The organism is Streptomyces alboniger (genome assembly GCF_008704395.1).
Lineage (GTDB): Bacteria > Actinomycetota > Actinomycetes > Streptomycetales > Streptomycetaceae > Streptomyces > Streptomyces alboniger.
The window spans coordinates 554,155-573,632 of record NZ_CP023695.1 but is presented as its reverse complement, the minus strand read 5'-3'; the positions used below and the strand labels follow the sequence as shown (position 1 = coordinate 573,632).

19 protein-coding genes are annotated in these 19,478 nt (G+C 69.6%); 11 read left to right on the top strand and 8 right to left on the bottom strand.

The window, feature by feature from the left end:
- Window positions 1-14 precede the first annotated feature (14 nt).
- Window positions 15-1,469, bottom strand: coding sequence for a xylulokinase (gene xylB / locus CP975_RS02480; protein WP_055528815.1), 1,455 nt, complete (start codon window positions 1,467-1,469; stop codon window positions 15-17).
- 129 nt (window positions 1,470-1,598) lie between these two features.
- On the opposite strand from xylB, the gene xylA reads away from it, so the two are divergent.
- Complete coding sequence (xylA, locus tag CP975_RS02475) at window positions 1,599-2,765, top strand: xylose isomerase (RefSeq protein ID WP_055528817.1); 1,167 nt, start codon at window positions 1,599-1,601, stop codon at window positions 2,763-2,765.
- Between the two features lie 423 nt (window positions 2,766-3,188).
- On the opposite strand, the gene CP975_RS02470 is transcribed toward xylA, so the two are convergent.
- Together CP975_RS02470 and CP975_RS02465 are read right to left on the bottom strand one after the other, a co-directional pair.
- On the bottom strand, window positions 3,189-4,511 hold the full coding sequence (locus CP975_RS02470) for an SWIM zinc finger family protein (RefSeq protein ID WP_055528819.1): 1,323 nt from the start codon (window positions 4,509-4,511) through the stop codon (window positions 3,189-3,191).
- Window positions 4,508-7,381, bottom strand: coding sequence for a DEAD/DEAH box helicase (locus tag CP975_RS02465; protein WP_055528820.1), 2,874 nt, complete (start codon window positions 7,379-7,381; stop codon window positions 4,508-4,510). Before CP975_RS02465 ends, CP975_RS02470 begins: the two co-directional genes overlap by 4 nt.
- 251 nt (window positions 7,382-7,632) lie before the next feature.
- Between CP975_RS02465 and CP975_RS02460 the strand changes: the two genes are divergently transcribed.
- A complete protein-coding gene (locus CP975_RS02460) occupies window positions 7,633-8,682 on the top strand; it encodes a fatty acid desaturase family protein (RefSeq protein WP_055528821.1) in 1,050 nt (349 codons plus the stop codon).
- A gap of 164 nt (window positions 8,683-8,846) precedes the next feature.
- Window positions 8,847-9,029: a hypothetical protein gene (locus tag CP975_RS02455; protein WP_055528822.1), complete on the top strand. Its 183-nt coding sequence runs from the start codon at window positions 8,847-8,849 to the stop codon at window positions 9,027-9,029.
- 18 nt (window positions 9,030-9,047) lie between these two features.
- Here the strand turns inward: CP975_RS02455 and CP975_RS02450 are convergent, their stop codons facing one another.
- Both CP975_RS02450 and CP975_RS02445 read right to left on the bottom strand, forming a co-directional pair.
- The gene (locus CP975_RS02450; protein ID WP_055528823.1) at window positions 9,048-9,866 is read right to left on the bottom strand and encodes a hypothetical protein; all 819 of its coding nucleotides are present in this window, start codon (window positions 9,864-9,866) and stop codon (window positions 9,048-9,050) included.
- 125 nt (window positions 9,867-9,991) lie between these two features.
- Complete coding sequence (locus CP975_RS02445) at window positions 9,992-10,291, bottom strand: hypothetical protein (protein ID WP_055528824.1); 300 nt, start codon at window positions 10,289-10,291, stop codon at window positions 9,992-9,994.
- 98 nt (window positions 10,292-10,389) lie between these two features.
- On the opposite strand from CP975_RS02445, the gene CP975_RS02440 reads away from it, so the two are divergent.
- Window positions 10,390-11,295, top strand: coding sequence for an oxygenase MpaB family protein (locus CP975_RS02440; protein ID WP_055528826.1), 906 nt, complete (start codon window positions 10,390-10,392; stop codon window positions 11,293-11,295).
- On the opposite strand, the gene CP975_RS02435 is transcribed toward CP975_RS02440, so the two are convergent.
- Window positions 11,272-11,805, bottom strand: a complete 534-nt coding sequence (locus tag CP975_RS02435; RefSeq protein ID WP_055528853.1) for a PadR family transcriptional regulator — start codon at window positions 11,803-11,805, stop codon at window positions 11,272-11,274. The genes CP975_RS02440 and CP975_RS02435 overlap by 24 nt on opposite strands.
- A 140-nt stretch (window positions 11,806-11,945) precedes the next feature.
- Between CP975_RS02435 and CP975_RS02430 the strand changes: the two genes are divergently transcribed.
- A complete protein-coding gene (locus CP975_RS02430; protein ID WP_055528827.1) occupies window positions 11,946-12,704 on the top strand; it encodes an alpha/beta fold hydrolase in 759 nt (252 codons plus the stop codon).
- An 84-nt stretch (window positions 12,705-12,788) separates the two neighbouring features.
- Here CP975_RS02430 and CP975_RS02425 read toward each other — a convergent pair whose 3' ends face one another.
- Window positions 12,789-13,388 (bottom strand): class I SAM-dependent methyltransferase, encoded by a 600-nt coding sequence (locus tag CP975_RS02425; RefSeq protein WP_055528854.1) that lies wholly within the window; start codon window positions 13,386-13,388, stop codon window positions 12,789-12,791.
- 151 nt (window positions 13,389-13,539) lie between these two features.
- Between CP975_RS02425 and CP975_RS02420 the strand changes: the two genes are divergently transcribed.
- From CP975_RS02420 to CP975_RS02400, 5 genes are read left to right on the top strand one after another with little or no spacing between them, the layout of a single operon-like run.
- Window positions 13,540-14,313, top strand: a complete 774-nt coding sequence (locus tag CP975_RS02420; RefSeq protein ID WP_055528828.1) for an MHYT domain-containing protein — start codon at window positions 13,540-13,542, stop codon at window positions 14,311-14,313.
- Between the two features lie 60 nt (window positions 14,314-14,373).
- Window positions 14,374-16,986, top strand: coding sequence for a sensor histidine kinase (locus CP975_RS02415; protein ID WP_055528830.1), 2,613 nt, complete (start codon window positions 14,374-14,376; stop codon window positions 16,984-16,986).
- A complete protein-coding gene (locus CP975_RS02410; RefSeq protein WP_055528831.1) occupies window positions 16,983-17,417 on the top strand; it encodes a roadblock/LC7 domain-containing protein in 435 nt (144 codons plus the stop codon). The genes CP975_RS02415 and CP975_RS02410 overlap by 4 nt, the downstream gene beginning before the upstream one ends.
- A 19-nt stretch (window positions 17,418-17,436) precedes the next feature.
- The gene (locus tag CP975_RS02405; protein WP_055528833.1) at window positions 17,437-17,850 is read left to right on the top strand and encodes a DUF742 domain-containing protein; all 414 of its coding nucleotides are present in this window, start codon (window positions 17,437-17,439) and stop codon (window positions 17,848-17,850) included.
- Window positions 17,831-18,436, top strand: coding sequence for a GTP-binding protein (locus tag CP975_RS02400; RefSeq protein WP_030776944.1), 606 nt, complete (start codon window positions 17,831-17,833; stop codon window positions 18,434-18,436). Before CP975_RS02405 ends, CP975_RS02400 begins: the two co-directional genes overlap by 20 nt.
- A gap of 4 nt (window positions 18,437-18,440) precedes the next feature.
- Here the strand turns inward: CP975_RS02400 and CP975_RS02395 are convergent, their stop codons facing one another.
- Complete coding sequence (locus CP975_RS02395; protein ID WP_055528834.1) at window positions 18,441-18,869, bottom strand: PPOX class F420-dependent oxidoreductase; 429 nt, start codon at window positions 18,867-18,869, stop codon at window positions 18,441-18,443.
- A gap of 92 nt (window positions 18,870-18,961) precedes the next feature.
- Between CP975_RS02395 and CP975_RS02390 the strand changes: the two genes are divergently transcribed.
- On the top strand, window positions 18,962-19,375 hold the full coding sequence (locus CP975_RS02390) for a roadblock/LC7 domain-containing protein (protein ID WP_055528835.1): 414 nt from the start codon (window positions 18,962-18,964) through the stop codon (window positions 19,373-19,375).
- The last annotated feature ends 103 nt before the right edge of the window (window positions 19,376-19,478 follow it).

Genomic DNA, 19,478 nt, shown 5'->3' with positions numbered 1-19,478 from the left:
ACCTCGGTCGGTCCTCACTCCCCACGGGGCGCCCTGTCAAGGAGCGGCGCCGCGTCGGAGAGTACCCCGGAGATCCGCGACAGCGTCTCGTCGTCGCGCTCCGTGGGGTCGAGCACGGGCCCCTGGGCCGTGCCCCAGCGCCGTGCGATCGCGCTCGGGTCCTCGCCGGTGAGGAGGCCGGCGGCCTGCGCGGCAGCACCGAGTGCGACCAGTTCTCGTGCCTTGGGCACCTGAACGGGACGGCCGGAGAGGCGACGTACGGTGTACTGCCAGGCCGTGCCGCGCGCTCCGCCTCCGATGAGCAGCAGCGGGGACGACCGGTCGGCGTCCTGGTCCAGGACGAGGTCGAGAGCGCCGAGCAGTGAGTGCACGGCCCCGTCATACGCGGCTTGGAGCAGCTGCCCGGGTGTGGTGTCGTGGCGCAGGCCGTGCACCATCCCGGTGGAGTGGGGGAGGTCGGGCGTCCGCTCACCGTCCAGGTAGGGCAGCAGCGTGACGGCGCCTCCCGGTGCCACCGCCTCGCGGTCCAGGCTCAGCAGCGCGGCCATCCGGTCGACGGCCAGTGTGCAGTTGAGAGTGCAGGACAGGGGCAGCCAGGCATCCCGCGCGTCGGCGAAGCCCGCCACCGTACCTGTCGGATCCGCGGGGCGGTGCCGGGAGACCGCGTACACCGTGCCCGAGGTGCCGAGGCTCAACACCGGGGTGCCGGGGCGCAGGCCGAGCCCCAGGGCGGCCGCCGCGTTGTCACCGGTGCCGGGCGCGACCAGCGTGCCCTTGGAGAACGGCAGTTCATCGCCGACGTGCACCGTGCCGACCACCTCTCCGGGGCGTGCCACGCGGGGCAGCAATGCCGGATCGAGCCCCACCATGCCGAGGATCTCTTCGTCGTACGTCTCCGAAGCCGATGCCCACCACCCGGTTCCCGAAGCGTCACCCCGGTCGGTCGTACCGAGTCCTGTGAGGCGTTCGGTGAGGTAGTCGTGGGGCAGGCGCACGGATGCCGTGGAGCGGGCGGCGGACGGCTCGTGCTCGACGAGCCAGGCCCATTTCGTCACGGTGAAGGAGGGCCCCGGCACACTGCCCACCCGATCAGCCCACTCCTTTGGGCCGCCGAACCGCTCCAGGAGAGACCGTGCCTGCGCGGCGGAGCGCACGTCGTTCCACAGGAGAGCGGGCCGCACGGGGCGCCCGCTCTTGTCGAGCGTGACCAGTCCGTGCTGTTGGCCGCTGATGGAAACCGCCGCGGCCTCCCTGGCCGCGGGGCCACACTGTCGCAGAGCCGCACACAGCGCTTCCCACCACTCCTGGGGGTCGCTCTCGCGCGCCTCGCCCGTAGTGACGTGGTGCGGAGCATGGCCGCTTGCCACGACCCGGCCGGTGGCCGCGTCGACGACCAGTGCCTTGGTGGACTGTGTGGAGCTGTCCACGCCGACGACAAGAGGTCCCTGGGTTGATGGCGCTGAGGACATGGCGGTCTCCGTTTCCTTCGGCTCTTCGGGTGCGTCCTGGAGTTTCCTTCCCGACCTTCCCAGCGGAGCCTCCGGACACTAATTTGTAAAGGGCCATGACGAAATAGTCGATAGTCGAGGGAGCCGCACATGAACCACCAGCCCACTCCTGAGGACAAGTTCAGCTTCGGCCTGTGGACCGTCGGCTGGCAGGGGCGTGACCCGTTCGGCGACGCCACCCGCAGCGCCCTCGACCCAGCCGAGATGGTGCGCAACCTCGCCGAACTGGGCGCCTACGGAGTGACCTTCCACGACGACGACCTGATCCCCTTCGGGTCGTCCGACACGGAACGCGAAGGCCACATCAAGCGCTTCCGGCAGGCACTCGACGCGACAGGCCTGGTCGTGCCGATGGCGACCACGAACCTGTTCACTCACCCCGTCTTCAAGGACGGCGCGTTCACCGCCAACGACCGCGACGTACGCCGGTACGCGCTGCGCAAGACGATCCGCAACATCGACCTGGCGGTGGAGCTGGGAGCACACACCTACGTCGCCTGGGGCGGCAGGGAAGGAGCGGAATCCGGCGCCGCGAAGGACGTACGCGACGCGCTCGACCGCATGAAGGAAGCCTTCGACCTGCTCGCCGAGTACGTCACCTCCCAGGGCTACGCCCTGCGGTTCGCGATCGAGCCGAAGCCGAACGAGCCACGCGGCGACATCCTGCTGCCCACAGTCGGGCACGCCCTCGCCTTCATCGAGCGCTTGGAGCGGCCCGAACTGTTCGGCGTCAACCCTGAAGTGGGCCATGAACAAATGGCGGGGCTGAACTTCCCGCACTCCATCGCCCAAGCACTCTGGGCGGACAAGCTCTTCCACATCGACCTGAACGGCCAGACCGGCATCAAGTACGACCAGGACCTGCGGTTCGGCGCCGGTGATCTGCGCAGCGCCTTCTGGCTGGTGGACCTCCTGGAGAGGGGCGGTTACGACGGACCGCGTCACTTCGACTTCAAGCCGCCCCGTACGGAGGACCACGAAGGGGTGTGGGCATCGGCTGCCGGATGTATGCGCACCTACCTGATCCTGCGCGAGCGCGCAGCCGCCTTCCGTGCCGACCCCGAGGTGCGCGAGGCACTGAGGGTGTCCCGCCTCGACGCCCTGGCGCTGCCCACGGCCGATGACGGACTCTCCGGGCTGCTCGCCGATCGGGGCGCCTATGAGGTCTTCGACGTGGAAGCGGCCGCCGCGCGCGGGATGGCGTTCGAACGCCTCGACCAGCTGGCCATGGACCACCTCCTGGGAGCGCGCGGTTGACGGCCGTCGACGGCGACCCCCTGAATTGGGGACGGGCCGACGGCGCCTCCCGCGAGGGGCAGGAGACGACGTCGGCGATCACCGGTCCGTTCAGCGCGATGGGGCGCGGTGCCCGGGTCACCCCCTTCACATAGGCCGCGCCGACAGAGCTGACACGTCCCGCGCCCCGCTGCCGATCCTGGGGACGGCTCGTGCCGTCAGACCTCCCTGATCGACCTCATCCACGCTCGCGGATGACCCGGCCGCGCTCAATCGCTGGCCAGGGGGAGTGCGTGCGCCGGTGTTCCCGGCGCACGGGTGCCCGGCGCGAACACGCCGGTGAGCGCCGCGTACTTTTCGGCCAAGCGTCGATCCGGACACCGTCGCACGTCCTCCGCAGGCCCCGCGCGGCCGTGCGTCATCCGCGAGCCGAACGCGCCCTTCTCACTCGCTGCCGCTCGCCATGGCCAACGCAGTCGCCGGATCGTGGGCCGCAGGCCCTGCCGGAGTCCAGCGGCCCCGCTCCTTGCGGTAGGGCCACCATCGGCCGTCATGCCCGTGGCGCAGCTGAACGTCCGTGCCGACCACGGTCCACCGATTGCGGGAAGCCTGCAGCTCCGGACGTTCACCTTCGTCCCAAGCCGCTTCGAGTGCGGCACGCGCGCGTGCCAGTGAATCCTCCTTGAGCACCCAGTCCTCCTCGAGTACGCGGAGTGCGGCCCGGCCCCCGTACCGCCAGGCCTGGACGGCGAGCGCGAGGTCGCTACGGCCGCGCTCGGACACCGTCGCCAGCCGGGCCTCGACCGTCGGCCCCGGATCAGCGGCGGCGAGGCGTACGGCGTCCTCACACGCGGTCAGCTCGTCCTCGGCCGTGTGCCGTTTATGCCCTGGAGCGAGTGCGTCGGCCAGCAGGCGGTAGGCCTCGACGGCTGCCTGTGCCGCCAGGAACTCGACCGCGGCAACATCAAGGTCCTGCGCGGGCTCGGTCTCCGTGTCGAGCGTCGGCGGCCGACCCGGCTCGGACGGCAGCGCGGGCAACCCGGGCAGCGGAGGCAGGATTGCGCCGTCCGCGTACGCCTCCTCGGCGCTGACGCCCTCTGGAGCCGCGTCCTGGGAGTCCTCACACTGCTGGGGGGCGTCGGCGTGCGTGAGGCTGCGCACGTGCAGTTCATCGAGCAGCTCGCGCTCCCCACGGCCCCGCATCAGCAAGAGCACGAAGGGATCCTGGTCGAGCAGCCGCGCCACCTGATAACAGAGCGCGGCCGTGTGCCCGCAGTGGTCCCACGCCTCACAATCGCACTCCGGCTCCAGGTCGCCGATACCCGGCAGAAGTTCGACACCCGCCGCGGCGGAGTCCTCCACCAAGTGCGGCGGCATGTCACGGTCGAGGAGCGCCGCGATGTGCCCTGCCCGCTCGATGGCCATCCCCAGGAAGCGGTCCCATTCCTCCGGGCTCAGTTCCTGTAGCAGTACGTCGGAACGGTGCGGCGTGCCGTCGCGGTCCTGGACGACCGCCGTTATGCGGCCGGGCCGCACCGAGACGGCGCCCACGGCACCCGCGCGCGCGAGCCGACGCCCCGCCTTGAGCTGACCGGAGTCCAGGGCCGTGTCCTCGAGCGCCTTCAACCAGGCCTGGCCCCACCAGGTCTGCGCGAAGCCCCGCCCGTGCGCGGGCGGCAAAGCCTCGAACGTACGCTCGTTAGCTGCGCCGTCGGCGCGCCTGTCACCGCCTTCGGCCCCGTACACCTCGTCATGGATGTCACTCATCGCGTGCCCCCTCGCAGCTCCACCAGGTCCGACAGTTCGGCATCGGTCAATTCTGTGAGACCGGCCTCGCCCGAACCGAGAACGGACTCGGCCAACTCCTGCTTGCGCAGCAGCATCCCGGCGATGCGGTCCTCGATCGTGCCCTCCGCGATCAGCCGGTGCACCTGCACCGGCTGCGTCTGACCGATGCGGTACGCACGGTCGGTGGCCTGCGCCTCGACGGCGGGGTTCCACCAGCGGTCGTAGTGCACGACGTGCTCGGCCCGTGTCAGGTTCAGCCCCGTACCCGCCGCCTTCAGGGACAGCAGGAAGACCGGGACCTCGCCGTCCTGGAAGCGCTCCACCATGGCTTCCCGCTCGGCGACGGGCGTGCCGCCGTGCAGGAACTGCGACGGGACGCCACGGTCCGCCAGATGCCGCTCGATGAGCCGCGCCATCTGTACGTACTGCGTGAAGACGAGCACGCTCGCGTCCTCGGCGAGGATCGTGTCGAGCAACTCGTCGAGCAGTTCCAGCTTTCCGGAGCGCCCCGGGATCCGCGGCTCGTTCTCCTTGAGGTACTGCGCCGGGTGGTTGCAGATCTGCTTGAGGCCGGTGAGCAACTTGACGATCAGCCCGCGGCGCGCGAAACCGTCGGCCCCGGAGATCTCCGCGAGCGTTTCCCGCACCACGGCTTCGTAGAGCCCTGTCTGTTCCGCGCTGAGCGAGACGGCGCGGTCGGTCTCCGTCTTCGGAGGCAGCTCCGGTGCGATCCCCGGGTCCGACTTGCGCCGACGCAGCAGGAACGGCCGCACGAGTTGCCCGAGGCGCTCGGCTGCGCCCGGATCCGCGCCGGACTCCACGGCCTGCGCGTAGCGCGTGCGGAAGGTGCTGAGTTTGCCGAGCAGACCGGGAGTCGTCCAGTCCAGGATGGCCCACAGCTCGGAGAGGTTGTTTTCCACGGGGGTGCCGGTGAGCGCTACGCGCGCGCGTGCCCTGATGGTGCGCAACTGCTTCGCCGTTGCCGAGTACGGGTTCTTGACGTGTTGTGCCTCGTCGGCGACGACCATGCCCCAGGGAGTCTGGCCCAGCCTCTCCGAGTCGAGCCGCATCGTTCCGTAGGTCGTGAGTACGAACTCGCCGTCCGCCAGACCCTCCAGACTGCGCTGGGCTCCGTGGAATCGTCGTACGCGCGTGCCGGGTGCGAACTTCTCGATCTCGCGCTGCCAGTTGCCCATCAACGACGTCGGACAGACCACCAGCGTGGGCCCCGCCGTGTCCTCCTGGGTCCGGCGGTGCAGATGCAGGGAGATCAGCGTGATGGTCTTGCCGAGACCCATGTCGTCGGCGAGACAGCCCCCGAGACCGAGCGAGGTCATCCGCGCCAGCCAGTTCAGGCCGCGCAGCTGATAGTCGCGAAGCTCCGCCGCGAGCCCCTCGGGCTGGCCGACGGGTTCCATGCCCTCCGGGTCCGCGAGCCGTTCACGCAACGTGGCGAGCCACCCTGTCGGCTCGACGTCGACGCGTTGCCCACCGACCTCGGTGGAGCCGGTCAGGGCAGCACTGAGGGCGTCGATCGGGGTGACCTTGCGGTCTGCCCGGTCCCGGGCGCGGCGCGCCTCCTCGGGGTCGATCAGTACCCATTGGTCACGCAGGCGCACCACGGGGCGGTTCGCCTCGGCGAGACGGTCGAGCTCGTCGCGCGTCAGTTGCTGGTCGCCCAGCGCGAAGCGCCAGTTGAAGGCGAGAAGGGCGTCGGAGGAGAGGAAGGAAGGCGTGTTCGACGCCAGCTTGTCCGGGCCCTTCTCCTCGCTGCCCTGTTCGCCGTCCTGCGGGCCGATGACCGCGCGAGCGGTGAGACTGCGCGTCAACTCCCTCGGCCAGTGCACATCGACGCCCGCGACCGCGAGCATCCGGGCACCCTCGCCCAGGAGTTCGGTGACCTCTTCGTCCGCGAGGTCGATGGCGTCGGGTACGGCAGCCGAAAGGAGCGGGGTGAGCGGCGGCCACGCGCGCGTGGCGCGTCGCAGCGCGAGAAGGGCATCCATGCGTGACTGCGTGCCGAAGGCCTGGCCCCCGGTCCCGGCCCACACCTCGGCGGCGTCCGCGACGAGCGCGGGATCGCTGACGCTGTGCAGTTGCAGGACGGCACGGAAGGGCAGCCGGGTGCCGTCCTCGGTGACCGAGACGAGGCCGGGGATCTCGACGCGCAGCGAGATCCGCACCCCCGCGTCGTGCCCCGCTGCCACGTCCGTGGACCAGGGCCGCTGCTCGGGAACGTGCTGTGGCGCCATGGACGCGAAGACCGGCCCGCCCGCGGCTACGGCTGCCGCGGGGGAGCGCGGCAGAGTGTCGGCCACGGCGTTGAGGAACTGGAGCAGCAGGCGCTCCGGCTCGGGCAGGCGCAGCGGCGCGGCGGCGTCCAACGGCAGGGCGTGGGCGGCCGGTGGCATCGCCGCGGCGAGATCACGCAGTCGCTGTAGGTCCTCGGCTCCCAAGGGGCCGACGCGCCAGGCGTCGTGATCGCTCGGGGTCAGCCCCGGCAACAGCAGTCCGCGGGCCACGAGTTGCAGTGCGAGGACCCCCGCCGCCCCCCAGAAGGCGGCCGTCGGGTGTGTCTCCGACGCGGCACGCGCGCGCGTGAGGACCGGCAGCGCGGCGCGTACGGGAAGCAGGACGGCGGGCACGGCGCTGAGCTCGACGCCATCTTCCGTAGGGACGGCGACGGCCAGTTCCTCGAAGGTGGCGTCAGTGATCGAAGGCGGTGCGGTGCCCTCTGGGTGCCAGAAGGCGATCCGCCCTCCGCGCGCGGGATCGGCGGGCACGAAGAGCACCGAGCAGCGCGACAGTTCGGAGATCTCGGAGGGGGAGACGACAGGGAGCCTGGGCACGGCGATGGCGCGTTCCTCAAATTTGACTACTGAGACCGGAGCGGCCGAGAGTACATCACGACGGGCGCTCAGTGGGAGAGCCTCGATAGTGAGCCCGATCACGTGGCCTGGGGGAGGGGTGTATTCAACCCCCCTGACGGCCGGTGCTGGCCCCCCGCGGAACACGGGTGGTGGCGCCATGGTTGCCACGGGTCACTGAAACATACGTTTGATCAGGTCAGCCCGTCGTCACGCAGACCGGAGATCCATCCATGCCCCAGGCAGCAGTCGCGGAACGCCCTTCGGTCGGTGCCCGCAAACAGCCCGCCGGAAGCGATTTCGCACCACTCCTGCGCACCGTCAAGGAGCAGGGCCTCTTGGATCGCCGCGTTGGCTGGTACACCCGCACCATCGCGGTCAACGCTCTGGCGCTGGTGGCTGTAGGGGCCGGAATGTTCTTCGTCGGAGCTTCCTGGTGGGTGCTGCTGCTTGCCCCTGTGCTGTCCGTCCTGTGCGCCCGAACGGCGTTCATCGGCCACGACGCGGGGCACGCGCAGATAACCGGCAACCGGCCCATCAGCCGCATCATCGGTCTCGTGCACGGCAATCTCCTGCTCGGGATGAGTTCCGCCTGGTGGAACGACAAGCACAACAGGCACCACGCCAACCCCAACCACGTCGACAAGGACCCCGATGTCGCCGCGGACGTCCTCGTCTGGACCCGCGGGCAGGCGACGGTCCGCGTGGGCTTCCGGCGCTGGCTCACCCGCAACCAGGCCTGGCTCTTCTTCCCGCTGACGCTCCTCCAGGGAATCGCCATGAAGGTCTATGGCTTCCAGGACCTGCGACGGCAGGCTCCGCGCGAGCGCGTGGTGGAAGGGGCCCTTCTCGTCGCCCACCTCGCCGGATACGTGACGCTTCTGCTCGCCGCCATGCCGCTCAGCCACGCGATCGCGTTCGCCGCGATCCACCAGGCGCTGTTCGGCCTGCATCTCGGGCTCGCCTTCGCGCCCAACCACAAGGGCATGGAAATGCCCGACCCGGATGGCGAACGCTGGGGCCATCTGCGCCGGCAGGTTCTCACCTCGCGCAACATCCGCGGCGGCCTGCTCACCGACTGGTTCCTCGGCGGACTCAACTATCAGATCGAGCACCACCTGTTTCCCAGCATGCCCCGCCCTCAGCTGCGCCTCGTCCGACCCGTCGTGCGCGAGCACTGTGACGCGGTGGGTATGTCCTATACGGAAGCGGGATTCGTCGATTCCTACCGGCAGGTGCTGCGCCACATGTATGAGGTCGGGGAGCCCCTGCGCGTCGAGTAGGCGGAGGAGTCCAGTAGGGCCGACTCGGGGATCTCTCGGAGATCTCTCAGGGGTTTCTCCGGGCTCTCTCGGGGGTCTCTCAGGGGCGCGACCTGGAACCGTAGGAGGCCCGATCCCGTTTTCCCAGACAGAGAGCGGCACCAGCCGCGAAGGAGGCGACACACATGTCGAGGAACGCGAAGATCGCCGCAGGAGGTGCGGCGGCCGGGATCATCATGCTGTTCTGGCTGCCATGGTGGGCCGCACTCCTGATCGTGTTCGGAGTCCCCGCGGCGGCCTATCTAGCGCTCGACTCCGGACAGCGGCGCAGGCTGCGCCGGGTGACGAGCAAGGAGATAGGGCGCTGAGGCCGCGGTAGACCGCGCTCAGGACGGGCGGACCGCGATCTCGTCGAGGGACTTCAAGAGCGCCGGAAGCTCGGGCCCGCGGCCTACGGGCAGGACCTCTCCGGGCTCCTCGTCCAGCAGTACGAACGCGATGTCGTCGGTCCTGGCGACCATGGACCAGCCGGGGCCGTCGGCCCGCAGAGTGCGGGCGTCCCCGGAGGCGAAGGATGACCGTACCCGACCCAGAGGCGGGGCAGTCTCCAAGTAGGCGCGTGCTTCGGCGAGGACACGCCGGACGCCGGTCAGCGGCTTCTTCGCAGCGTCCGTCGGGGAGGCGTCCGGGGAGCCGTCCATCACGAAGTCGGCGTCGTCGATCTGCTCTCGCCAGGCCGCCCATTGCAGCGCTATCTCATCGGCGCCGAGCCGCCGTTGAGCCGGTCCCCAGACATCCGACTCCGGTGGTGCGAGCGGCTGGCGGCCCGCCTCGTCGGCATCCGGACCCGGGTCATGTGGAGTAGGAACGCCCGGCGCCGAGACGGCGACCGCGAGGGGCCAGCCCGCCAGCGCGGCGACGATCGTACGGCTGTCGGGGGACAGGTCGTACTCCATGCCGCAGTCCCAGGAGGCGATCGCCACGGCCACGAGCGACACATCGTCGACGACGACCGTCCATCGCGCGCCGTCGCTGTCCTGGCCGAGCACCAGCCCGTACCCGGCGGCGAGCGGTGGGAGGCCGAGCGCCTCGCACGCCTCGGGATAGTCGTCACCCAGCACGCTGGGGAACTTCGCCGGCGTCAGGAGAGCCGCCGTCAGCACGTACAGCGCGTCGTCGGCGGCAGCGTCGTCCGTCCCGGCCATGGCAGCCTCCCGTTGCTTCACCTGTCGGCGCACCCTAACCAGTCGCCCCAGAGATCGTCGAGGGGTGGGCGACCAGGAAACCGGTACCGGACCGACCCGTTCCGGCCCCCTGGGTGCGACGGAATTCAGGCGGCGGGCAGGCCAAGGAGCGTACGAGCCACGTCCCGAGGCGACTCGTCACGTTCCCGCGCGAGAGCGATGACAGCCCGGCACGCGAGCTCACTGACACCGAAGGACAGAGCCTCGGGCGAGACCCACCCCGTGGCCTCGTCCATCTCGTCCTGATCGTCCTCGGCGCAAGCCGCCACGTAGACAGCTGCGGCTTCGAAGAGATTGTGCGGGCGTTTGTGCTTGTCGAGGTCCTGCGTGCGCTCGCCCTCTTCGCGTTTGCCGGTGCGCCAGAACTTTCGAAACCTGTCAATCATGTGGTCTACCTTCCCCCGGTACGGCTTCCCCGCTGATCACTCATCCGCCCCTTACCAACGTAGAGTTGGTACTCCGGTCACAGAAGGGGGACTGCGCGGTGAAGCGTTTCGAGCGGCTCGAGCAGATCAGGCGCCTCGATCCGGAAAGGGACTTCCTCGAGATCTACCGGCTCACCGCGACGTTCGAATTCCCTTGGGACTATACGCGCGCACTCGAACTCGCCCTCTACCGCACCTATGCCGTGCCCAGCATCGGCCGACTGCTTGCTGAGACAGCCGAACTGACGGGCCGTACACAGAAGAGGTACGACGACACCGCCCTGCTCCTCGACGCCGTCGTGGAGCACGGATTCGGGAGCGAGGAGGGCCGCACCGCCATCCGTCGTATCAACCAGATGCACCGCAGTTACGACATCAGCAATGACGATATGCGCTACGTCCTGTGCACGTTCGTCGTGATGCCCAAGCGGTGGATCGACTCCTACGGCTGGCGCAGGCTCTCGTGTCACGAGACGGCAGCTGCCGCGGTGTACTACCGCACCCTCGGCCAGCACATGGGCATCAAGGAAATCCCTGGCTCCTACGAAGAGTTCGAGAAGTGCCTCGATGACTACGAAGAGGCCAACTTCGGCTGGGACCAGGGCGCACGCGAGGTATCCGACGCGACCCTCGACCTGATGGCCTCCTGGTATCCCCGCCCCCTGGCACCAGTACTGCGCTCCGCGACCCTCGCCCTGCTGGACGAGCCCTTGCTGCGCGCGTTCCGCTACGACCAGCCGGGCGCTCTCACCTGTTCGCTCGTCAGGGGAGCGGTCCGCCTTCGGGGGCGCGCCGTACGCCTGATGCCGCCGCGGAGCGCACCCCACTACGCGCGGCAGAACTGGGAGATCAAGGGGTACCCCGACGGATACGAGGTCGCCGAGCTGGGCTCGTTCCCGGTGCCCGGGGTTCGCGGCTGTCCGGTGCCGCACAAGGGCGGGTCAGCGTCCTCCCCCGCCGAGTGACGTCAAGGTCGTGCGCAGCCAGGCGAGTTCTGCCTTGCTGGTCGCGCGGGCGATCGTGAGGATGCCGCGCCGGAAGGGGTCGTCGAGCTCTTCCGCGCTGAGCGGCCGTTCGCCGTCGTAGAAGAAGCTCGCGGGCTCTTCCAGAAACTCCAGCCGCCTGCGCAGTACCGCCGCCTGGGCCTCCTCGTCGTCCAGGTGGCGCAGGAAGGCGAGAAGCGTGAACCAGCGGTTCTCGTCGGTGATGTCCCCCCGTGCCGGGGCCGCGAGCCGCTCGCGCAGCTCCTGCCTGCCGTCCGGTGTGAGAGTGAGCACGTGGCGCGGCGCCGCGACCACTCCGGGCTGTGTCTCGCGGGCGAGCAGTCCCGCCTTCTCCAGCCGCTTGATGGCGGGGTACAGCGTGCTCTCCGCGACGGGTCGTACGTGCCCGGTGAGTGCGGTGATGCGCTTGCGCAGTTCATACCCGTGCAGGGAGGCGTCGTAGAGGAAGCCGAGGATGGCCAATTCGAGCATGCGCCGCATTCTGCCGTACTCCTCCGACAGGCACGGTGTACCTCGAACACGGTATACATCGGCAGCGATGTATTGTTGCTCGCGGCTGGCATAAGTGAGGTGCTGGCCTGACTAGGACGACAGGTGGCAGGGGGACAGCTATGCGTGAAACACGGTTCGACGCACGGGGGAGCCGGGTGCGGTGGACAGAGGTTGAGGGGGCCGACCCGGCGCGGGTGTACGTGCACGGTCTGGGCGCGGCCTCGACCGTCTATCACGCGCACATCGCCGCTAGGCCCGAACTGGTCGGCCGCCGCTCGTTGTTCGTCGACCTACCCGGTCACGGCATCAGTGACCGGCCTGCCGACTTCGGCTACACGCTCGAGGATCACGCGTCCGCGTTGGCCGCGGTCCTGGACGAGTCCCGGATTACGGGCGCGGAAATCGTCGGGCACAGCATGGGTGGGTCAGTGGCCATCGTGCTCGCGCACCGACGCCCCGACCTCGTGTCGCGGCTGGTCCTCACAGAGGCCAACCTTGATCCGAACCCGCCCATGACGGCGGGTAGCAGCGGCATTGCGGCATACGACGAGGACGGTTTCACCTGTGGCGGCGGCTACGCGCGCGTGCTGGAGGAAGTGGGCCCCACTTGGGCGGCCACCATGCGCCTCGCCGACCCCCGTGCCCTGCATCGAAGCGCGGTCGGACTCATGGCGGGGACGCGGCCCACGATGCGCCGCATGCTGACGGCGCTGACCCTGGACCGCGTCTACTTGCAGGGTGCCTCGAACGGTGAACTCCTGGGGCACGACGCCCTGGAGGCATCCGGAGTCCGAGTGGTGACCGTGCCGGGAGCGGGGCACAACGTCATGTTCGACAACGTGGACGCGTTCGCCGCTGCGGTCGCGGGCCGACCCTGACGCCTTCCCTTGCGCCACCACCGTCCCTTGCACCACCGCCTCGCAGGCCGCCCCCGCCGGCGCCGTTCTGAAACCCGGCCTCACTCAGCCCTCGCGCAGGGCCAAGGCAAGGAAGCGGGCATCCTCGTCGACATACGACGTCATCCGCCAGCCGGAGCCGGCGAGGAGGGAGCCGAGATTGGCCTCCGCCCGGAGATCGTCCGGCGTGATCTGCCGCCCCTGGCGAGCCGCGAGCGCGGCCCGGCCGATCGGGTGGAAGAGGGCGAGCAGCCCGCCAGGACGCACCACCCGCCTCAACTCCCGAAGGTTGTCCGCCGGATCCGGCAGATGCGAGATCAGCCCGGCACCGAAAACGGCGTCGAGTGCCCCGGACAGCAGCGGCAACCGTGCGACGTCGGCCAGCAGAAGCTGCCCGTCGCGATCCCTGCCCGCCTGTCTGGCGGCCTCCAGCATGGCGGGCGTCAGATCGGCGCCGAGTACCACTCCCGATGGCCCCACGGCGCCTCTGAGGGCCGGTAGGGCGCGCCCCGTGCCGCATCCGGCGTCGAGCACGCGAGAGCCCGGACGGAGTCCGAGTTCGGCCACGGCGGCCTGGTAGGCCGGCCCGTCATCGGGGAAGCGGGTGTCCCAGTCGGCGGCGCGGGCTGTGAAGAAGTCCTGGACCTGTGTCGGATCGTCGCTCATGCGATCCATGATCCCGCACGAACCGCACGCGCGTTGGGCGCACTCGTTCGACCGTCACGCGATCGTTCAGTGCCCTCTCTCTGTCATATTCCACCAGCTTTCGAAATGCGCCCCCGTTGTGCGCCCCTGACCGGACTAGCGTCCCTGGGCCATGGGACACCTGGACCACGCCACCTTCGGCTGGCTTACCCCCGTGCTGTCGTACGCGATGGCCTGTATCGGTGCCGCCCTGGGGCTGCGCTGCACCGTCCGTGCGCTGGGCGCCTCGGGGCGTTCACGCAGGAACTGGCTCATCACCGCCGCCTCCGCGCTCGGTACCGGCATCTGGACGATGCACTTCGTGGCGATGCTCGGCTTCGGAGTCACCGGCACGGAGATCCACTACAACGTGCCGCTGACCACCCTGAGCCTCCTGGTCGCTATGGCCGTCGTGGGCGCCGGTGTCTTCGCCGTCGGGTACGGCCGGGTCCGGGGGCGGGCACTCGCGCTCGGCGGGCTCACCACGGGCCTGGGTGTCGCGAGCATGCACTACCTGGGCATGGCGGCCCTGCACCTGCACGGCGACGTGCGGTACGACCCCGTGCTCGTCGGCCTCTCCGTAGTCTTCGCCGTCGTCGCGGCGACCGCCGCCTTGTGGGCCGCACTCAATATCAAATCGGCGCTCGCGGTCGCTGGGGCATCGCTTCTCATGGGCGGGGCGGTGAGCAGCATGCACTACACCGGGATGCTCGCGGTCAGTGTGCGCGTCACGCCCTCCGAAGCCGCCCTGCCCGGAGCCACGACGATGCAGTTCATTTTCCCCCTCGCCGTCGGCCTCGGGTCCTATCTGTTCCTGACTCTGGCTTTCGTCGCGCTGTCCCCCACAGAGGGGGAGCGAGAGGCCTCCGCGTCCGCCCAGCGACCGGTCCGGGCCGCGGCCCGATAGCGGCGAGCCCAGGCGGCGGCCACGGCGTGACGCCCCGACCCACATACGAGCGAGGAGGCCATGCGTACATCCCGTAGAAACCAAGACCCTGACCCGGACCTCGACTCCGACGACGGCACCGCGCCGTCGCCACCGGCACGCGGCCGCCGCGCCCACGCCGGGCCGCCCGCCGACGAACTTTCCGACAAGGAGAAGAAGTTCACCGGCCCGCACCATCAGGAAATGCCCCCGCGCGCGGGGCGGTGGCGTGTACGGCCCCGCACCGTACGCGCCAAGATCGTGTGCTTGCTGATGGTGCCGGTCGTCTCGCTGCTCGCCCTTTGGGGATACGCGACGGTCAGTACGGCACAGGACGTGGCACGCCTGCGGCAGTTGCAGCGCGTGCACGCCGAAGTGCGGGCCCCTGTAGACGCGGCCCTGACCTCGCTCCAGGCGGAACGTGCCGCCGCCGTGCGGTACGCGACCGAACGCGGCGCCGCCCGTGGTGAGGCACTGGAGAAGCAGGCGACGCGTACGGACCGGGCCGTGGCCAAGCTGCGCCTGGGCGACCATCGGACCGTCGCCGACGGAGCGGGACTGCCGGCAGGAGTGGTGGATCGACTCGGCGCGTTTGTGAATGGGGCCGAGAACCTGCGCTCCCTGCGGACCGACGTACTGGACCGTCGTAAGGGCTGGGACGCGGTGTACACCCAGTACACGAAAACGATCTCGCAGGCCTTCGCCGTGGGTGGCGCGCTCACTGGTATGCACGACTCCGAACCGGGCTCCCACGCGCGCGTGCTGCTCGAATTCTCCAGGGCGAGCGAGATGCTGGCTCGCGAGGACGCCGTGCTCGCGGCGGCACGGCGGTTCGGCACGCTGGACGGCAAGCGGCTCCGGCTGTTCACCGGTGCCGTAGACACCCGCAGGGCCCTGAGCCAAGCGGCGGTCGCGGACCTCCGTGGGCCCGAGCGAGCCGCGTGGCGCAGCCTAGAGGAGGGAAGCGAGTACGGCGACCTACAGGCGGTCGAGGACAAGGTGCTGGCCGCGGAGCCCGGCCGCGAGGCCTTGGCTGCAGCTCCTGCGCGCGGCTGGGGAAGGACTTACGCAGCCGTGCGGAACGAACTCCACCAGATCGAGGAATCGGCGGACAGCGGCGCCGTGGACCGGACCGATCCGTTCACCCACGGCGTGCTCACCCCGGCGGGCGCCGCCGTTCTTCTCGGCCTCGCAGCCGTCGCCGCCTCCCTGGTCATCTCCGTACGCATCGGCCGAGGCCTCGTCATCGAATTGGTCAGTCTGCGCAACGGCGCCTTGGAGATCGCTCGCCGCAAGCTCCCGAACGCCATGCGGCGGCTGCGTGCCGGGGAGGAGATCGACATCCATGCAGAGGCACCGCCGAGGCCGCCCGTCGAGGACGAGACCGGGCAGGTGTCCGAAGCACTCGACACAGTCCACCGGGCGGCGCTGCACGCGGCGATCGAGCGTGCGGAGCTCGCCAGCGGGATTTCCGGAGTGTTCGTCAATCTGGCCCGCAGGAGCCAGATCCTCGTGCACCGCCAACTCAACCTCCTCGACACCATGGAGCGCAGGGCCGACGACCCCGACGAACTCAGCGACCTCTTCCGCCTCGACCACTTGACGACCCGGATGAGACGTCACGCGGAAAGCCTGATCATCCTCTCCGGAGCCGCACCGGGCCGGGCATGGAGGATGCCGGTGTCCCTGACGGACGTGGTCCGCGCGGCGGTCTCCGAAGTCGAGGACTACGCGCGCGTGGAGGTTCGCCAGCTCCCCACGGCCTCGGTCCTCGGAACAGCGGTCGCCGACCTCACGCACCTCCTGGCCGAACTCGTCGAGAACGCCGCGCAGTTCTCTCCGCCCCACACCAAGGTGCGCGTCAGCGGTGAACCGGTCGGCAACGGCTACGCCCTGGAAGTGGAGGACCGCGGCCTCGGCATGGGGCCGGACATGCTCGCCGAGGCCAACCGCCGCATCGAGCACTCCGAAGCGCTCGACCTCTTCGACAGCGACCAACTGGGGCTCTTCGTAGTCAGCAGGCTCACCGCTCGGCACGGCATCAAGGTGCAGCTGCGTACATCTCCCTACGGAGGGACCACCGCGGTCGTGCTGTTGCCCACCGCACTGCTGCACAGCGTCACGGCGGAGAACGCGGAGGCGCACACGGGGCGGCGCATGAACGGCACTCCCGTTCCGGCTGCCGCATCCCACCCCGCCTTGCCGATTGCGACGCAACCCCCACCACCAGGTGTCACCGCCTTACGGCCCCCGAGGGGCCGGGATGACGGGCCGTACGTGTGCCGGCCGTACGACGCCGGATCGCTCGACATCGCGAGCACCGATATCCGAGAGGGGGATGTAGCGAGCGCCGGGGACCAGGAACTCGATATCGCGAGCGCGGACGCCCAGGAAGCGGCGGACGCACTGCCCCGCCGCTTACGGCAGGCGAGTCTTGCCCCTCAACTTCGTGAGCGCCACTCCGCCGACGCGGGGGGCCCCACGGACGACAGGGCAGACGAGCAGCGCAGCCCCGAGCAGGTGCGCGATCGCATGACCGCCTACCGCGACGGCTGGGCACGCGGCGGCGGTCCGCGCCCTGGTGTCGTCGGTTCGGTCCCCGACATCTCAGGGCCCGTACCGGGCAGGGACAGCAGCGAAGGAGACCCCGCATGATCCAGGACCAGAGCATTCCCGCTGGGCGGACCGGTGAACTCGACTGGCTACTGGACGACCTGGTGCTGCGCGTCAACGAGGTGCGGCACGCGGTGGTCCTGTCCAACGACGGCCTACCGGTCGGCGCCTCGACCGCCCTCACCAGAGAGGACGCGGAGCATCTGGCCGCCGTCGCATCGGGATTCCACAGTCTCGCCAAGGGGGCGGGCCGCCATTTCGGGGCCGGGGGCGTGCGCCAGACCATGGTCGAGATGGACGACGCGTTCTTGTTCGTGGCGGCCGCGGGTGACGGCTCCTGCCTCACGGTCCTCAGCTCCGTGACGGCCGACATCGGCCTCGTTGCGTACGAGATGGCTCGCCTAGTCAAGCGGGTGGGCGAGCACCTCCACACCCCCGCCCGCATCGCCGCGCAACCTCCAGCAGCCGGATGACCGAGAACGGCCGGTACCCATGACCGACGAATCGACCGGCTCCGCGCCTCAGGCGGGCAGCCAGTGGTACGACAATGAAGCGGGGCCTCTCGTCCGGCCCTACGCGATGACAGGCGGGCGGACCGAGCCGGGGCCGAGCGGCGTGCGCTTCGACCTGATCGCGCTGGTGACACTCGAAGGCGACGCCACGGGCGTTGGGAGCGACACCACGCTCGGGCCCGAACACCGGGCGCTCATCGAACTGTGCCGTGCCGAGACACAGTCCGTCGCCGAGCTCGCAGCCGAAGCCGACCTGCCTGTGGGCGTGGTCAGGGTGCTGCTCGGCGACCTGCTGGAGATGGGCTTCGTCAAGGTCAGCCGGCCGGTACCGCCCGCACAGCTTCCCGACGAAAAGATCCTCCGAGAGGTGATTGATGGGCTCCGAGCGCTCTGACGCCACGGACGGCGAAACCGCCGCCATGGCGCTGAAGATTCTGGTGGCAGGCGGCTTCGGGGTGGGCAAGACCACCCTGGTGGGCGCGGTCAGCGAGATCCGCCCCCTGCGCACCGAGGAACTGCTCAGCGAGGCAGGCCAATCGGTGGACGACACCGAGGGCATCGACCGCAAGACCACCACGACCGTCGCCATGGACTTCGGCCGCATCACCATCAGGTCCGGCCTGTCGCTGTACCTCTTCGGCACTCCGGGACAGGACCGTTTCTGGTTCCTGTGGGACGAGCTTTCGCAGGGCGCCCTCGGCGCCGTCGTCCTCGCGGACACCCGGCGGCTCGAGGACTGCTTCCCGGCCGTGGACTATTTCGAACACCGCCGCATCCCGTTCGTCGTGGCCGTCAACTGCTTCGCGCACGCCCGTACGTACGGCGCGCAGGACGTCTCACGCGCCCTTGACCTCGACCGCGGCACTCCCGTGGTGCTGTGCGACGCACGGGATCGCGACTCGGGAAAGGAGGTGCTGATTCGTCTGGTCGAGTACGCCGGGCGGATGCATGCCGCCCGGCTGCTCGACTCGGTGGGCTGAACCCTCAGTCGGCGACTCCAAAGGACGCGAGCACCTTGTCGATCCTCACGCGCACCAGGAGTTCACCGGGGACGCCGTTGCGCTTACCGAACTCCTCGGCTCGGTCCTCGCCCATGTATCGCGCGCCCAGCCGGGCCGCCCAGTGCCGGACCTGGTCGATCTCCTCGATCAGCTCGGCCCGGCCGTGCAGGACGACGTAGGCGAAAGGCGGTTGATCGTCGTCCACGCACAAGGCCACGCGTCCGTCGCGCGCGAGGTTCCGGCCCTTCACCGTTTCCTTGCCGGTGTTGAACACCAGGTCTTCTCCGTCGAGCAGGAACCAGATAGGTGCGATGTGCGGGCTGCCGTCCGCCCGGACCGTCGACAGCTTGCCGGTTCGCGTGCCGTGCGAGACGAAGGCCCGCCATTGTTCATCGGTCATCTTCTGTGCCATGTCCCCATCATGCTTGCCGGGGCGCCGGTCGTGGGGAAGGCTGGCAGGTCAGATCCTCCAGCCAGGGGGAGCGGACGCGGGGAGACGGGACCATGGGGCAGAGCACGGGGTTGGGCTGGCTGCTGGACGACCTGACGCAGCGGATGGAGCACGTACGACACGCGCTGGTGCTGTCCAACGACGGGCTGGTGACGGGTGCGAGTGCGGACCTGAAGCGCGAGGACGCGGAGCATCTTGCCGCGGTTTCCTCGGGACTTCACAGCCTCGCCAAGGGATCAGGGCGCCACTTCCGCGCCGGGAACGTGCGTCAGACAATGATCGAGTTCGAGGACGCCGTCCTCTTCGTCACGGCGGCGGGCGACGGCAGCTGCCTCTGTGTCCTGAGCTCCGCGGAGGCCGACATCGGGCAGGTCGCCTACGAAATGACACTGCTCGTGAACCGCGTCGGCGAGCACTTGGGCGTGGGGGCCCGGCAGCCGGATCGCACGCCTGCCGTCGACCTCTGAGCAGCGTTGAAGGAGCCTCTGACCAGCACTGTCGTCAGCTTCCGGCCAACTCTGACGTCGCCACGACAAGAGTTATCCACAGGCCCAGCGGGGATCGCGATGG